The organism is Peribacillus sp. FSL E2-0218, from assembly GCF_037992945.1.
GTDB lineage: Bacteria > Bacillota > Bacilli > Bacillales > DSM-1321 > Peribacillus > Peribacillus simplex_B.
Window position 1 is genome coordinate 3,021,282 of sequence record NZ_CP150304.1, and the last position, 16,298, is coordinate 3,037,579.

The following is a 16,298-nucleotide window of genomic DNA, read 5'->3' on the forward strand; positions in this document are numbered from 1 at the left end:
TCCACAACTACTTATCTCTCTTTAGCTTTATAAATTCAATAAGAAATATGTAACTCTAATCCTGACAATTTGTTTTGGATTTCTCCTTGATGTGAACAAGCCACTTTACCGATGAAGACACTAAAGAAACCATACCATACAAATCTTAAAATTTTCTAAAGCAGGTATGAAAAATCCCTAAACAACGAAGGCAAGAATCGCAGAGGAGAAGATATTTTAGAGGAAAGTATACGGGGCATCCATTTCGTTGGTTCAATCATTTTTCCTGAAAGCATGATTCATTCATAATTTTATTCCTTGTTATTCTTCATTCATCCACTTAGACAAATGCCAGTCTACATAATCAATCTCGTTATACAATAAAGCCCTTCCGAAGCATAAGCTCGGCGCTTGGTTTACCCAAATTTGCATTCAACGCCTCCAACCAAGCTTCTTCATGATCTCCAAGCCTGCTCTTTTATCGGGATAAAAGCTGGCGCCTGCACTTCAGGTTCACGGATTGTTCCGTCATGCTATGCACTTTCTGGCTTTTTGAAACCCTTCTCCATTGCTCTAGTTGAGATAGATTTGCAGTCGAATTTTAGCCATGATTGGAATCCTTTTGTACTATTTTATCCCGAACTTGTTGGCCGCTTAATGTAACCATCGGCATCCCCCCGCCAGGATTAACGGTACCGCCCACGAAATAAAGATTATCGTATCGCTCACTTTGCTTTGCATGTTTGAATCCTCGGTTCTTTTTACGGTGGGAGACTGTACCATAAATGGATCCGCGATGTGATCCATACCTTCTTTCAATATCATGCGGCGTCCACATGTCTTCCGTTACAATATTTTGCCGCAAATCAGTCAAGCCCATTTTCTCCAATTTCATCAATACTTTTTCCCGTAGGGCTATGTAATCATTCTGTGTGAATGGTTTATCTTGAATATATGGGATATGTGGAAGAATTTTAATATTCTCATGTCCTGGAAGTGCTTGAGATGGATCGGTTTTATTAACATTGACTAAATAAATGGTAGGATCGTCTGGCAATTCATGGTCACGGAAAACCTTATTCATTTGTTTTTGTAGATTATTAGAGAAAAAGAAGTTATGATGGGCAAGCTGAGGGTATGTTTTACGCACACCCAAGTGCAGGATTAGACCGGAACTGGAAGGCTCAAACCGTTTTTCAAGCTTCTTGATAAAGTGCTTTCCTTCATCCAATAATTTTTCATAGGCTGGGATGACTTCCATATTGGAGATAAAATGTTCCGCCGTTCTCCTCGTCCCATCATCCAGCTCCGCTGCCAAGATTCCCTTTGAACCTTCCTTGGTGATGAGTTTTCTGACTGCCATTCCAGTATGTAATTCAACACCTAATTCAGTTGCAAGTTTGACCATACCTTGAGCAATTCGATTCATCCCGCCAGGTACGTACCAAACACCTTGAGCATGTTGCATATAGATCATCATATTAAGAACGGCAGGAGCGTCGTATGGAGAAGACCCTACATATTTAATAAAATAAGCAAGCATATTCCGAAGCTTTGGATGGCTGATCCGTTTCTGGATGGCATCATACATGGTTGAAAATAGATCAAAACCTTTAACCGATGCGATCAGCCCGTGTTGTTTAAAGATTTCCATCGTCGAATCCAAGCCCTTGGCAAAGTACCCTTCTTCAGTCACTTCATATATTCGCCTTGCATATTCTAAAAAATGTCCATACTCCTCCATGTCCTTTTCAGACAAGCAAGTATTTTCCTGTAACATCAAATTCAAGTCTCCATATAGATCTATGACCGAATCGTCTGGAAAGAAGGATCGCCATTCATGCTTTAAGCGAAGCGTAGGAATATAGTCAGCCATATCGCGGCCGCTTTTTACAAACAATCGTTCAAATATTTGAGGCATGGTCAATATGGATGGACCAAGGTCGAAACCAAAGCCATCCTGTTCCAATCGATTCAATTTACCACCAAGATGGTCGTTCTTTTCATAAAGTGAAACCTTATATCCACTTTGCGCCATCGATATGGCGGCTGAAAGTCCTCCCAGCCCGCCTCCGATAACGACGACCGTTTTAGCGGTTTTGGTCATATCCTTCACTCCCTTTTTCCATTCAAAAATTAAACGATAAACAATAAAGGATTATCTTCATTCACTATCCTTTTCTAAGTCGAAGCGGAAGCGAAAACCTTAATTTCTTGTTGAATTTGCTGCATCTTCATTGGAGAAATGAAATTCCTCTTAAAAAAACAGTCATATTCATTATCTCTTACGGCGTTTAAGATTCCACGATAAAGACGTGCCGATAGCAAAACCTGAAATTGGCTGTCTTTATCAAAATATTGGATCTCTTCTTGAAAGTCATCAAACAACGCTTCTGCACGGCTGGCCATCTTCTCCCAAATCCTGATAAAGCCCATATTGATCCTGGCTTGTTTAATATCTTCCTCAGTGTACGACTCCGATTCCATCTCGTATAACGGCAAATATATTCGGTTGTTTTTTCTATAGTCCTCCCCAACATCTCTCAATATATTAGTAATTTGCATAGCGACTCCAAGAGATATCGCTTGTTGGGTAAGATCTTGTTCCGATTCGGAAGCGATGATGGGCAAGAGCATTAAACCAACCGTTCCCGCTACGTAATAGCTATATTCCTCTACCTGGCTCATTGTTTGGGGAATGGTGAAATCAATATCCCTTCTCTGGCCTTTCAGCTGATCAAAGAAAGGCTGAATATCCATTTTATAACGGGTGAACACATCTCTTAAAGCCCTCCAAAGCGGGTGGTCCAGTTCCTTTTCGTCCTGGAATAAGCTTAACTCCTGATTAATGCGGTTCAACGCGTTGATTTTTTCTGACCTGGTCCCTCCCAGATCCACACTATCATCGGCAATTCTGCAAAAAGCATAGATGGCATAAACGGCGTTTGCTTTCTCCTTCGGTAAGCCTAAAAAAGCAAAATAGAAACTTTTAGAGTTCTGCTTGATGATGTCCTCGCAATACCGATAATCTTCATCCAATAGTGTTTGATCAGTCAATCTCATCGGCCGACCTCCTAGTTATTCCCTGCATGTACTGCCTGCTTACTGCCACGATCATCCAAAATCAGTTCTTCTGTAGCGATTTTAGCTGAAAGTAATACGATGGGCACTCCGGCACCAGGGTGCGTGCTGCTTCCAGTAAAATACAGATTTTCGCATTTTTTAGCTTTACTCTGCGGGCGAAGATGATTACTTTGTGCTAGGTTAGGACGTAAGCCGAAGCATGCACCGTTATAGGCATTGAATTTCGATTCAAAATCGGGCGGTGTCATATAGGATTCCGAAACAATTTCATTTTCAATATTTTCAAGACCTTCTATTTTTTTAAGAGCTTCGAACACTTTTGAACGGTAATGGCTTATCGTTTCATCATTCCATTCGTATTCGGAGGTTGATAGATCAGATACAGGAACTAGAATATATATCCCATCTTTTCCTTCAGGAGCCAATGATGGATCCATTTTAGAGCCGAGATAGACATAAAAGGATGGGTCATCTAGAAGCCGTCCATCAAAAATGTCGTTTAAGTTCTTCTCCAAACCTTCACTAAATACGAAATTATGGATCGTTTTTAAGGATTCATATTTTCGATCCATTCCCAAGTACATAATAAAACACGAACAAGAGTACTTCATGCTGTCAATTTTTTTATCTGTATACTTGCCTTTCGATTTCTTGTCTTTGACCAGATTTTTCATCGCATAGGGAAAGTCGGCATTACAAAGGACATAATCAGAATGAATTTCTTTATCATCCACTTTAATACCAAGGGCCTGCTGATTTTCAATGATTATTTCTTGAACACTCGCGTTATAGTGAACCATGCCGCCCAACTCCATAAACAGCCGTTCCATTGATTGGGCCATCGTATACATGCCACCCTTGATGAACCACACGCCATAGAGTAATTCAATCATCGGGATAATGGTATATAAGGAAGGTCCATTATATGGTGAAACACCTATGTATAAAGTTTGAAAACTAATCATCTGCTTAAGGCGTTCATTTTTCACATATTTTCCAATAAAATGATCGGCATTATCGAATGTCTTCAATTTCAACGCTTGACGAATCATGAAAGGATTATAGAAATCGGATGCGTGCCGGAATGGACGTTGAATAAAATGATTTTTTGCAACAATGAAACGTTCATAGATTTTTTGAAGATATTTCAAGAAACCTTCTGCATCTTTGTCACTAATGTCCTCCAAGGTTTTCATTAAATCGACTAAGTCTGAAGAAATTTCGTAAGTATCTTCCGCTTTGCTTCCAAAGAAAACGGAATACATCGGATCTAATTTCTCCATTGGGATATAATCATCCGGATTACGGCCTGCCAATTCGAAAATTTCCTGATAAAGCTCTGGCATCATGACTATACTTGGTCCTAAGTCGAATTTGTAACCATCCTTTTCAATTTTGTGCATTTTTCCACCGGGTATTGCTTCTTTTTCAAAAAGTTCCACCTGATACCCCGCATGCTGCAATCTAATCGCACTTGCCAACCCTGCTACTCCCGCTCCAACAACAATTACCTTCTTTTTATTAACCATGGTTTCCCCCAATGTCTTTTTCCATATCACTCATGTAATATTGCCAAATATTTTAATAAGCTTAAGAACTCCTGTAATGTTATTGAGTTAATTATTGCTAGGAAGTTGTTTAGTTGTCAACCGTTTTGTATAATGTTTTTATACAAACGTTATACAAACTTATTGTTTTTCTAAAAGCTGACACGTTCACTAGCGGAAATAAGGTTTTTTCTATGTACATTCGGCTCGTCGCCTTGTACAATGTTATAGGATTTTCATTATATGTTTGAACCGACAGATAATACCTAAAATATTTTGATATAAGGGATGAAAACTATGAACCATTCCTGTGGTGGCAAGTTTTATATAAAAGAGGTTTCTGCTCTTACAGGACTTTCCAAACAAGTGATTCGAAAATGGGAAGAAAGATATGATATCATACAGCCTGTTCGCCATGAGAATGGATACCGACTTTACAGCGAGGAAGATATCAACACTCTTTTAACTATTAAATCGCTTCAAAAAAAGGGATTTTCTATTAAACAAGCATCTAACCTGGCAAAAGAAAAGCTCGATACGATGGAAAACGCAACGGTTCAGGCGAAGACCGCTCTTGACACAGAACTGAATTATTATGTGATTCAGTTGATGGAAATAGGGTATACGTGTAACGAATTGGATTTACTGATCGTTCTAAAGCAGGCTTATCACTTTTACGGTTTGGAAAAATTTTTGACTTCTGTCGTCTCACCTTTTTTACAAGAAGTCGGAGATATGTGGGAAAGCGGCGAATGGGATGAATATCAGGAATCTGTTTCGAGTATGGTAGTCAAGGACTTCCTTGTGCAAATCCGCCGTAACTTTCAATACTCGGATAAAGCGGAATTAGTTTTAGGTGCTTGTCTTCCACATGAATACCATGAAATTCCTGTACACTATATTTTGTTACGGTTCATGTTAAGAGGGTGGAAAACGACACTGATCGGAGCTTCACCGGCTCCTGGGTCGATCCAATCACTAATAACACGGTTACAGCCCGTTAAAGTCCTGCTGTCTGCATCGACGACGCTTCCATTTGAAAAGGATCCTGATTTGCTTAGCACCCTGGATTTATTCGCTGCTGAAAATAAAGAAATCGAGTTTTATTTAGGAGGAGCGGGTGCAATGCAATACACTAAAGATAAAACGATCAATAATATTTGTGTTACCAACAGCATCGAAGAAATCTTACTTACGAAGCAAGGGAAGGGATCCTGAATTTCAGGTCAATGAAGGGTGAATTTAAACAAGTCAGCGAAAGGCTGATATTCATTGCGCATGGATGTCTTTGTTAATCATTTCACCCTTGATTCAAAAACGGGTACCGATATAACTCGACTCACAGGTCTATCCTGTCATGTTTGCTCAATCATAAAAGTGTCGCGATATAAAAAAACGACCATTTTTTAATGGTCGTTACAGACTATAGACAAACTCGATGATAATCGAGTTTGTCTATTTTTATGAGTTGTACTATGTAGCCGTGGATTTCCACTCCAGGCACTCGCTTATCCAGAGGCGGTCGGGGAGCCTCCTTGGCGCTTTGCGCCTACGGTGTCTCCCCTAGACGCGCTTTTCCCGCAGGAGTCTCGTACCTTACGTTCCAATCAACTTTGTTTAAATTCATAGGTAGAAGCCTTTTCCACCGGATAAATTTGATAAGAACGAAATCAAAGGAATAAAAGAAAGGACAACGGATTCTGAGAGTGGCTACTAGGTAAAAGATGAACGAACAAAACAGTTTGCCTATTCATTCCACGCGCTGCAGACCGCAACGGGTTTGTATTAGGAACGATTGTAACACCTGGAAATACACATGACAGGTTTTAGAGCCTCTTATTGATCAAGTGATTGAGAAAGTTGGAAACCCACAAGCTGTTGCCGCAAATGCCGCTTATAAAACACCGGCAATTACAAACTATCTATTTAACAAAGAATCATACCGGCTTTACCCTGTACACGTCCTCGAACAGAAGAGGGGTTCTTTCGCAAACATGACTAGGTATACGATGAACATTTTGATTGTTAGCTTTTAACGTACTCGACAACCAACGAATAAAGAGGGCTATCGTGAGTACAAATCTCCCCAATACACCTGTGCAACCTGCTCATCTTTATCACGATGTACAGACAACGAAATTCATCAGAAAGTGGTGACACAGCATATCTGGCAAACACATGTGGAAGGTCAGATCATCTGCGTCATCAACAAGATGGAAACCCTATCTATCCGAAACGTAAAGAAACGATTGAGCGTGTATTCGCAGAGGCAAAAGAAATGGTATGCGTTGGACTACTTTAAGGGGACTTAAAAAATTGTCGATGCAGGCGATGCTTACTTTCGCTGCCATGAATGTAAAGAAGATGGCCAATTGGACATGGAAAGGTCCAATACTGGCCTTACAAAGGGGACGAGCCCTGATCTCTAAAATTCAGGCGAACATTCCAAGATAATTTAAAAGGGGTTCGGAATTTATAATTCCGAACCCCTTTTGCCTACAAACTGAAACGACCATTTAAAAATGGTCGTTAATCCTTGTTATTTAAATATGATGGATATGATTTTTTCTGTCTTCATCTCACTGTCCACCTCATATGTTCCAGGGCGTAAACCGTTGGCCTTGCCTTTCTTTTCAACCTCTTTAGAAAATGCATTAGCATTTTTAATGACTTTTGCTTTTTGAAGGTCTTTCCCGACATCGATGCTTGTCGAACCTTTAGACACACGCAGGACTGTGCGGTAAACGATTTTTTCCTTCGGTTCTTTTTCTGTTTCTGCCGCTTTTGCCTCATCCATCTGTTTTTTAATGGATTCCGCTTCAGCAATCTGATCTTCCCATTCTTTTTCTGAATGAATGACATACCCTTTGCTCGTGAGGGAATCTTTCATTTCATCTTCAGAAAGTTTCTCCGAAGTGCCCGTAACTTCCCCTGGGCCAAAGAAGTATACTGCTCCGCACAGACCGGCAGCAACAATGAGGCCACCTGCAAAACTGCGCAATGATTTAGATGTCATTGGCAACGGTCCTCCTTTCATTCTTCGCTTTTATGTAAGGAGTAAGCAAGTTTTCAATCTCATTCTCTGGATGTTTTGTTTTCAATGCAATGCTTTCAGTTGAATAGCCCCGCTTATGTAAATCAAGGACTTCACGCAATAAGCTCCGTTTTTCCGAAGACAGAGCAAGAACGCCTGCCTCTTGTGCCGTAATTTCTGCATCTATCTCGATGTTCCTGATTTTTTCTTGTAATACACTCATTTCATCTCCAAATGAGCTGGCAAGCTGCTCCATTTGTTCGTCCACTTTTACGGAATCCTTTTTACTAAACGATAAAATGAACAGTAAAACTGCTGCACCAAACAAAATGACAAGAGCCCATTCCATCATTCTATGTCCCTCCTTAATCTTTGTATCTATTGTCTCGCTTTCTAATTATATATTGATTTGTCTCAAAACTCGATTTAAAAGAACAAAATACCACAATAGTCACATTTTTATGTAAAAAAAAGGCGCAATATGTCCATCACTCCCGATTCCTATTGATCAAATGGAAAATTCACCTTCCAGTTAAGGACTATTTTACCACATGTCCATACTTTTTGATAGCTAGGGAGGCCAGGTCTAATGTTGGCGCTACTTGTGAGCAATTTTTGATGCATGTTTAGAAACCTTACCGACCCTTGCTGATTTTTTCGCTTTTCAAGACGATCATGTCTTGCCTTCATCCAGGCAATCCTTCGAAAAGTAGATAAACATGACAAATACAGTTCAAAACGATAAGATATAGATATAAGGTTCCTTTTCCTGTTTCATAAAATAGGTAAAAATTATCCCATGTCATTCTTTTATCGGATGCATGCAAGATTATAAGGAGGAAACTATGAATATTAAACTAACGAATATACCGCGTTTCATGCAGGCCGAAATCGAACAGCTTCAAGCAAAGTTATCTCCTTTGTTGAAGAAAAATATGAAATATGGCTTTTTATCGACTGTGATGATCGGGTTTTCCGTCATCAATCTTTTTTTCCTTTTATTTAAGAACGAATCATTATCGACCTCGAATATTGCGCTAGGTATCTATGCATTGATTGGGGCAGTCGGGTTCGCTCTATTAAAAGAAAATAAACACAACCAAAAAGAAATTGCGAGAATGAGCCGGAATTATATGTTGGAGAGAATCAAAAAAAGCCGCTATGTAACGGATGCGCGGAAAAGTAATTATTATAAGAAGATGAATGAGCAGCCCCTATATGCCATGAATGTTTTTTTTGAGTTTCTTGCAGAAGAACAGCAAAGGAAGGATCAGTCCTTCCATAATGAATGATAAAGGCAAAAAAAAAGCCCCTTCTTGAACGATCAAGAAGGGGTCATTGCTGTTTGAAGGAAGCCGTCCGGAAGTCATCAACATTTGTCTTCACCATTAGGTGGAACTCGGTGGCCATCATCCTATCAAGCAATAGTAAGAGATTGAAAAAACTAACGCAAGCCCCTCATGAATTCACAAGGGGCTTTTATGTTTATGCGTGAATTCATTCACTTAATACGGGGTCTGCAATGACAAGGATCTTTCCTGCCTTGATATCTTCCACGTATTGATCGACGTCTTCTTCCTCCAATCCCATATCCAATAGTGGTTTCCTCAAGCCGCCTGCTCCTGAGGCTGCCCCGGCTGCCGCTCCCCCAAATGTAGCGAATATCGGCCCGGCTGCCAATATCGGTCCTATTCCCGGTACGGCCAATGCACTCATTCCAATCAATAGGCCAGTCAATCCGACAGCTCCGCCTGCTGCTGCACCAGCAACCAATCCATCTGTCCTTGTCGGGCTGACTTCTTCCGCTTCATTCGGCAATTTGTCAACGTTTTTTGCTATGATAGATATTTGATCGGAAGTATAACCTTGTTGCTTTAAGTTCTCCACTGCTTCAGTCGCTTTTTTTTCATTTTCATATATTGCTATAAACCTCTTGTCCATGGTATCTGCTCCTTTAAAAGTAATGTACTATACAATACCCTTACTAGAGCTTTTCTAACCTTCCAAGTAAAAATGAATGTCACTCGCGAATTTGCCCCTGTCCATAAATGAAGTATTTGCTCGAAGTCATCGCTGGCAAGCCCATTGGTCCACGCGCATGGAGCTTTTGTGTGGAAATGCCGATTTCTGCACCATAACCAAATTCGAAACCATCGGTAAAGCGGGTGGAGGCATTGTGATAAACAGCTGCTGCATCTACTTTATTTAAAAATATGGAAGCGTTTTGTTCAGCTTTCGTAAGGATCGCTTCGGAATGTTTCGTACCGTATTGGTTAATGTGCTCGATGGCTTCCGATACATCTTCGACAATTTTCACGCTGATTTTCAATGCTAAATATTCATTTGACCAATCTTCCTCCGTAGCAGCTTGCGCTTTCGGGAAAGCATGACAAACCTCATCATCCCCAAATATTTCTATTCCCGCATCATCGAGGAGCGTCAGCAAGCGTCCGCCATTTCCTTTAAACCAGTTTTCATGAATAAGAAGGCTCTCGATTGCATTGCACACGGATGGGCGCTGTGTTTTACCGTTTAATACAACGCGCTCGACCATGGCGATTTCTGCCGTTTCATCAATAAAGATATGGCAATTGCCTGCTCCTGTTTCAAGGACAGGAACAGTGGACTCCTTAATGACCGTTTCTATTAAATTCTTACCACCTCGGGGAATCAAAACATCTAAATACTCATTAAGATGGAAAAGCTCCTTTGCGGTTTCACGGCTTGTATCCTCGATTAACTGTACAGCTTCCACTGGAATATCCGTTTTCGCCAAGGCCTTATGGATGGAGGAGACCAATGCCATATTGGAATGTCTCGCTGATGAGCTTCCCCTTAACAGGACGGCATTCCCCGTTTTTAAAGCTAATGTAGCCGCATCGATGGTTACATTGGGCCTTGCTTCATAAATCATTCCAATAACACCGATTGGCACCCGCAGTTTTTTAATCAATAAGCCGTTTTCTTTTTCAATCGTCTCCAATGTTTCGCCGATAGGGTCTTTTAAATCCATTAAAAGCTTTATCGCAGCTGCCATATCATCAATGCGTGCATCGTTTAACATGATTCGATCCAATATTGATTCACTCAAGCCTTTTTTGCGGCCTTCTTCAAGATCTATTTGGTTTTCCGTTATCAGCGCTTCTTTATCGCTTACAAGTTGCTCAGCTATTTTCTCGAGTGCCTCGTTCTTCTTTTTTGTAGTCAATCCGATTAGCTGATAACTGGCCGCTTTCGCTGCCTTACCTTTCGCCGTCACTTCACTCATTTCAAATGCCCCCTTTTCCTGCTTTAGATTGATTTTGAGTTATGCTTTCACCCATTTATCACGGTGGATGACCTCGATGGAAGTGATCACAAGCTCGGTTGTCCGCTTGCCCATGGCCTGTTTCAATTCCTCATCGGAATAAAGAACCTCACCGCGGCCCAGCAATCCATTTGTGCCAAAGACTTCGACGACGTCCCCCTTGTTGAAAACGCCTGTTATTTCATAAATTCCAGCGGGCAATAGACTGCTTCCATTCGAAACCAATGCCCGTTCAGCGCCTTCATCAACGAATATTCTTCCGGAAACCTGAGAATGAAGGGATATCCATTGTTTGTTTTTCGTTACGGTTGTCAAGACATCATTGCCGATGTATGTGCCGTCCCCGGCGCCCTCGAGGATCTTGATGAGTTTTTCACGTCCCGCTCCAGACCCTATAAATACTTTCACCCCAAGTGAAAGTGCTGTCTGGGCTGCAATCAGCTTCGATTTCATCCCCCCTGTACCTACATTCGAGACTGCACCTTTTGCCATCTGCAATAAATCTTCCGTGACTTCGGAAAGCTTATCAAATCGCTTAGCCTCCGGGTTCGTATGCGGATTGGAATCATAGAGACCATTGATATCCGTTAAAATGATCAAGTGGTTGGCGTGTACCAGGCCGCTCACTAAGGCGGAGAGCATATCATTGTCACCAAAGGTCAGCTCTTCGACGGATACCGTATCATTTTCATTGATAATCGGCAGGATGCCGCGTTCAAGCAATTCCATCAGAGTAGCATAGGCATTCTTATATCTGGCTTTTTTCGAGAAATCCTTCCGTGTCAACAGAATCTGTGCCGGGACGATTCCAAACTGGCCCAACTGTTCCATATATGACTGAATCAGCAAACTTTGCCCAACAGCCGCAGCCGCTTGCTTTCCTTTAAGCGTCACAGGCCTGGTCGGATATCCAAGCTTACGAAATCCGGTCGCTACAGCACCGGATGAAACAAGGACCACTTCATGTCCGGCATTCCTTAAAGCTGCCACTGCCTGAATGTGATCGGAAAATTTGCTTTGATCGATTTCACCTTGTGAGTTGGTTAAAGAACTACTTCCTATCTTAACTACGATGCGTTTCTTTTCCATCGTTTCAGTCCTCCAATAAATATCTTAGCCATGAAAAAAAGCCCTTTTCATCCTCGATATAAGGACGAAAAGGGCTGCTCTCCGTGGTACCACCTTCATTGAACGCAAGTTTCATGCATTCCACTTTGCCTGATAACGCCAGGATTTGCGCCTATGTTTTGCATAGGACTCAAGAAGCAGGTTCTGCGCTTTCCTGTCACGGGCCTTCCAGCAATCGACGCCGCTCTCTGTCACAGTCATATCTCGCATACTAATCTTCTCTCAACGTTCATGGTTTTAATATAGTATGCAAAATTATCTTCTTGATGTCAATAACATTCCTTGCACTACAGACTTCTTATAGTGCCATGGCAGGACCGAAGAACTCATAGTGAATGTTTTCAGGTTCGACCCCTAACTCCTTCAGGCAAGTGATGAGCCCTTTCATGAAAGGGACAGGGCCACAAATATAATAGTCAGCTTCATGCTTTACATGGAGGCTCAATAATTCCTTATCGATATACCCATCCTTCACATAATTTTGCAGCTGCTTATCTTGCTCATCCGGATTTTTATACACGAACGATAATTGATAGCTCACGAGTTTCTGTGCTAGGTCTGTCAGTTCGCCTCTAAACGGCTGCACTTTTCCGTTATCGGCTGCATGAATGAAGTGTACATCACGTTCGGGTGTTTGATCGGCCACTGCATGCACCATGCTCATGAAAGGGGTTATCCCGACGCCGCCGGCGAGGAAGACGACAGGTGTCCTTTTTTCCAGGTCGATGGTGAAATGGCCCGCAGGAACGGTTAAGTCAAGACTGTCCCCCACCTGGATGGAATCGTGCAGGTAGTTCGAGACTCTGCCATCCGGAGAGCTTCCCTGCCTCTCTTTTTTGACGGAAATCCGGAAGTGGTCTTTTCCAGCGGCATTCGACAAACTATATTGCCGATTGAAAAGATAGCGTTCACCAGGTATCGCGATCCGGACGGTTACATATTGGCCAGGAAGGAAGGATGGAATTACAGCACCATCTGCCGGTTTTAAATAAAAGGATGTGATTACATCACTTTCCGGCACTTTTTTGACGACTGTGAATGATTTGAAGTCTGCCCAGCCCCCTTCTTGTTCCGAAGCTTGATCGTACATTTCCTTTTCGATGCTAGTGAAGACTCCGGCGATGATACCATAGGCATCCCCCCAGGCTTGGAGGATCTCCTCTGTAGCTGCTTCCTGTAATACTTCCTTGATTGCCGCCAATAAATATTCCCCGACGATGGGATAATGCTCAGGCTTGACGGCAAGGCTTCTGTGTTTTTGCGCAATTTGCTTGACCACTGGCAAGATCGATTCTAGTTGATCGATATTTTTGGCTGCTGCCAAAACTGTGTTGGCAAGTGCATGTTGCTGCCGTCCTTTCTTCTGATTGGCATGATTGAAAATATTCAATAATTCCGGATGTGCTTCAAAAAGATTTTTGTAGAATACGGTTGTGATGGTTGTACCATGCACCTCTAATACCGGCACTGTGGATTTAATAATATCGATGGTTTTCTGGGATAGCATAAATAAACCCCTTCTCATAAACAAGTATTTTGAATACATGTTTATATTAGAACGGAACGAACTGAAAAGCAATATATTTCATACATCTTTTCAGTCGCTAAAGTTTGATGTTTATAAATTGTTCACATTTATGATATAGTCAAATGGGGATAGAATGTGAGGCGATAGACATGAGGTTGACGAGTTATTCCGATTACTCACTTAGAGTGTTGATTTACCTGGCTTCCCACGACCAAAGCAAATTATCAAATATAAAAGAGATTTCGGAAGTTTATCAACTATCCAAAAATCATTTGATGAAGATCGTCCATAATTTAGGTAAATTAGGCTATATCGAGACGATACGTGGTAGAAATGGCGGTTTTCGCCTGGCAAAACCGCCTGCAGAAATAAACGTCGGGGAAATTGTAAGGAAAACCGAAGAGGATTTTTATTTGGTGGAATGTTTTAAAGATCACGGCAACTGTATCATTTCTCCTGTCTGTTCATTGAAATTTGCCCTAAATAATGCTCTGGATGCTTTCCTACAGGTCCTCGATCAATATACGATTGCAGACTTCATTGAGAATAAAGTGATGCTCAAAGCCTATTTCGATTCTGTTAAACAGCATGACGAAGGGACCGATTCTTAAAGATCGGTCCCTTTTTTCACTAACCAATGATCCGTTCGATCCTGCATTCCTCTTCCATTCTCAAGTCTTTGATTCCTGTTTCCGTATTCAACAAAACTTTAAGTGGGTCGTATGGATTGATCATGATGATCGTCCCGGTTTGCTGATTGGTCAGCAACACTTCTTTTCCTACCAAGGTAGACATTAGTTGAGATATAAACCCAAGCAGGAATTCCGGGTTGAGTTTATCGAACATATCACGGTTCATTTGCTCAATCACCTTATGGAATGGCATGGCCTGATGATATACACGGTTGGATGACATCGCATGGAATACATCGGCTATCGCCACGATTTTCGAATGAGGATGAATATCATTTGCCCTCAGTCTTAATGGATAGCCATTCCCATCTTCCCGTTCATGATGCTGAAGGGCGGATAATGCAACCGACGGAGGCAAGCCGGGGATATCTTTAAGTAATTCATACCCATGGATTGTATGACGCTTCATTTCCTCATACTCTGCAGCAGTCAATTTTCCCCGTTTTTCCAATACACTCTCGGGAATCTTTGTTTTTCCAACATCATGCAAGGTGGCGGCCAGAGTCAGGGTTGAAAGATTTTCTTTGGAAAATCCAAGCTTCCTCCCTATGTAAGTGGCAATGATCCCAACACCGATATTATGGCTGTATGTGTACTCACTGCTCGCTTTCAATCGTTCGAAAAGGTAATGAATATCCGGATTTTTTGCAGCTTCCAAAATGACAGGTGCAATATGCGCTTGAATTGCCTGGACCGTTTCAAGCTGCATATTGCCATTGTTGCGTATTTCGTGAAAAAGACCTTTCAGTTGAACGGAGGCTTGATTGATTTTTTTATTGATTTCCACTTTTGAAAGTGCTTGATGTTCATTCAAGGTCGCTCCGTAATTTTCGGCTTTTTTCAATTTTGCCATCATGAAGTCAATTTCCGGAATGGTAAGAGGCGGAAACGATTTATCATTCAGCTTCCCTTTTCTATTTTTCAAGGCTCTCACACTTTTCTCTATTTTTTACCTATAATACCATATCCTTGGTGATCCTGCAGGATATTATGTGGCCTAATTTTACAAATGTCCTTTAAGTTCGTTGCCTAACTTCTTTAGCTTTTCTCCAACGGTACATTCGGTAATACAGAACTGGTGGGCGTAAGTACGCCCCTTTTCTTTTCGGAAATGTTTTCTCAAAAAGCAATCCTGGCAGAATGAAGTCAGAACATCTTCGACTTCTTCATAAATTTTTTTCCTATTCATTGTGGATATGGCTCCTTTGACCCTGCAATTTCGGATTTGCTGAAAATGGCTTTTCCCTCAAGAGCAAGGGTTGCCAGACGATCGGCTTCCTGATTGTCCTTCCGCGCAATTGGCCTATAAACCGGTATGATCTTTAGCTTATCAAGCTTCGCTTCAATGCGGTCCAGCCATTTATTCAGGCTTTCTTCCATACATGGCCATTCACCTGAAAGTTGCTTCAAGACAACAAGCGAATCCCCTTTGAAAACACAGCTCTGGTGATGGACCCCTAGTTCATCGAGTTGCCTGAGGGCTTCATGAAAAGCGGCATATTCCGCTTCATTATTGGATTCCAATTGCTCCAGTTTTAAATTGGCGCGTAATCGCCAGAACTTTTTGCCCTGGCGAAAGTAAATGGCCACACCGATTCCAGCGAGGCCTTCTTGCTTTTGATATCCCCCATCAAAAAAAACCGACACATCTTGTGGTTCTTCCTCCACTTCAGTCAAAAGTCTCTTTAACTCCTTCTTCGTCCATACTGTGTCGAATTCATCCTTAAATTCGACTTCCTTCAGCCTTCCTGCTTTTTCAAGATCTTCCGTAATGACGAGCGCAGTACCGGCTTCAAGCCAATCCGATACGAAAGCGGCAGATGGCTTTTTGGAGGCTTGATAGGTCCATTGCATAATTACCTTCAAAGGTTTCCAGCTCCTTATCATTTCAATATTCATGCGGACGATCGTTCAATTTCCTACCTGTTTTTCGAATACCATTTATACTATAATGTAAGGGAGTTCATGCATCCTTACTATTATAGTCCCCATATTAGCC

15 protein-coding genes and 1 pseudogene are annotated in these 16,298 nt (G+C 41.5%); 4 read left to right on the forward strand and 12 right to left on the reverse strand.

Features of this window, described 5'->3' with window-relative positions; translation table 11 throughout:
• Positions 1–580: 580 nt before the first annotated feature.
• The 3 genes from crtI (MHI53_RS14470) to crtI (MHI53_RS14480) all read right to left on the reverse strand — a co-directional run bounded on the left by crtI (MHI53_RS14470) (position 581) and on the right by crtI (MHI53_RS14480) (position 4,592).
• Positions 581–2,086, reverse strand: coding sequence for a phytoene desaturase family protein (gene crtI, locus MHI53_RS14470; RefSeq protein ID WP_340371610.1), 1,506 nt, complete (start codon positions 2,084–2,086; stop codon positions 581–583).
• A gap of 74 nt (positions 2,087–2,160) precedes the next feature.
• Positions 2,161–3,042 carry a phytoene/squalene synthase family protein gene (locus tag MHI53_RS14475; RefSeq protein ID WP_340371611.1) on the reverse strand — a complete coding sequence of 294 codons (882 nt, stop codon included), beginning with the start codon at positions 3,040–3,042 and terminating at the stop codon, positions 2,161–2,163.
• A gap of 11 nt (positions 3,043–3,053) precedes the next feature.
• The gene (gene crtI, locus MHI53_RS14480; protein ID WP_340371612.1) at positions 3,054–4,592 is read right to left on the reverse strand and encodes a phytoene desaturase family protein; all 1,539 of its coding nucleotides are present in this window, start codon (positions 4,590–4,592) and stop codon (positions 3,054–3,056) included.
• A gap of 315 nt (positions 4,593–4,907) precedes the next feature.
• Between crtI (MHI53_RS14480) and MHI53_RS14485 the strand changes: the two genes are divergently transcribed.
• Together MHI53_RS14485 and MHI53_RS14490 are read left to right on the forward strand one after the other, a co-directional pair.
• The gene (locus tag MHI53_RS14485; protein WP_340371613.1) at positions 4,908–5,828 is read left to right on the forward strand and encodes a MerR family transcriptional regulator; all 921 of its coding nucleotides are present in this window, start codon (positions 4,908–4,910) and stop codon (positions 5,826–5,828) included.
• Between the two features lie 415 nt (positions 5,829–6,243).
• Positions 6,244–7,064: pseudogene (locus MHI53_RS14490) on the forward strand (transposase); the annotation flags it as partial.
• Between the two features lie 85 nt (positions 7,065–7,149).
• Here MHI53_RS14490 and MHI53_RS14495 read toward each other — a convergent pair.
• Both MHI53_RS14495 and MHI53_RS14500 read right to left on the reverse strand, forming a co-directional pair.
• Positions 7,150–7,626, reverse strand: a complete 477-nt coding sequence (locus MHI53_RS14495) for an endolytic transglycosylase MltG (RefSeq protein WP_340371614.1) — start codon at positions 7,624–7,626, stop codon at positions 7,150–7,152.
• A complete protein-coding gene (locus MHI53_RS14500) occupies positions 7,616–7,996 on the reverse strand; it encodes a hypothetical protein (RefSeq protein WP_340371615.1) in 381 nt (126 codons plus the stop codon). Before MHI53_RS14500 ends, MHI53_RS14495 begins: the two co-directional genes overlap by 11 nt.
• 493 nt (positions 7,997–8,489) lie before the next feature.
• On the opposite strand from MHI53_RS14500, the gene MHI53_RS14505 reads away from it, so the two are divergent.
• Positions 8,490–8,936 carry a DUF5392 family protein gene (locus tag MHI53_RS14505; RefSeq protein ID WP_340371616.1) on the forward strand — a complete coding sequence of 149 codons (447 nt, stop codon included), beginning with the start codon at positions 8,490–8,492 and terminating at the stop codon, positions 8,934–8,936.
• Between the two features lie 205 nt (positions 8,937–9,141).
• On the opposite strand, the gene MHI53_RS14510 is transcribed toward MHI53_RS14505, so the two are convergent.
• The 4 genes from MHI53_RS14510 to hmpA all read right to left on the reverse strand — a co-directional run bounded on the left by MHI53_RS14510 (position 9,142) and on the right by hmpA (position 13,586).
• Positions 9,142–9,585, reverse strand: coding sequence for a general stress protein (locus MHI53_RS14510; RefSeq protein ID WP_061144216.1), 444 nt, complete (start codon positions 9,583–9,585; stop codon positions 9,142–9,144).
• Between the two features lie 79 nt (positions 9,586–9,664).
• Positions 9,665–10,912, reverse strand: coding sequence for a glutamate-5-semialdehyde dehydrogenase (locus MHI53_RS14515; RefSeq protein ID WP_340371617.1), 1,248 nt, complete (start codon positions 10,910–10,912; stop codon positions 9,665–9,667).
• A gap of 39 nt (positions 10,913–10,951) precedes the next feature.
• Complete coding sequence (proB, locus tag MHI53_RS14520; protein ID WP_340371618.1) at positions 10,952–12,040, reverse strand: glutamate 5-kinase; 1,089 nt, start codon at positions 12,038–12,040, stop codon at positions 10,952–10,954.
• A 337-nt stretch (positions 12,041–12,377) separates the two neighbouring features.
• Positions 12,378–13,586: an NO-inducible flavohemoprotein gene (hmpA, locus tag MHI53_RS14525; RefSeq protein WP_340371619.1), complete on the reverse strand. Its 1,209-nt coding sequence runs from the start codon at positions 13,584–13,586 to the stop codon at positions 12,378–12,380.
• A gap of 170 nt (positions 13,587–13,756) precedes the next feature.
• On the opposite strand from hmpA, the gene MHI53_RS14530 reads away from it, so the two are divergent.
• Positions 13,757–14,218, forward strand: a complete 462-nt coding sequence (locus MHI53_RS14530) for an Rrf2 family transcriptional regulator (RefSeq protein WP_061144220.1) — start codon at positions 13,757–13,759, stop codon at positions 14,216–14,218.
• A gap of 19 nt (positions 14,219–14,237) precedes the next feature.
• Here the strand turns inward: MHI53_RS14530 and MHI53_RS14535 are convergent, their stop codons facing one another.
• The 3 genes from MHI53_RS14535 to MHI53_RS14545 form a co-directional block, all read right to left on the reverse strand.
• Positions 14,238–15,224: an HD-GYP domain-containing protein gene (locus MHI53_RS14535; protein WP_155645581.1), complete on the reverse strand. Its 987-nt coding sequence runs from the start codon at positions 15,222–15,224 to the stop codon at positions 14,238–14,240.
• A gap of 78 nt (positions 15,225–15,302) precedes the next feature.
• Positions 15,303–15,488 (reverse strand): zinc-finger domain-containing protein, encoded by a 186-nt coding sequence (locus MHI53_RS14540; RefSeq protein WP_061144222.1) that lies wholly within the window; start codon positions 15,486–15,488, stop codon positions 15,303–15,305.
• A complete protein-coding gene (locus tag MHI53_RS14545) occupies positions 15,485–16,165 on the reverse strand; it encodes a ribonuclease H family protein (RefSeq protein ID WP_260320335.1) in 681 nt (226 codons plus the stop codon). The genes MHI53_RS14540 and MHI53_RS14545 overlap by 4 nt, the downstream gene beginning before the upstream one ends.
• Between the last annotated feature and the right edge of the window lie 133 nt (positions 16,166–16,298).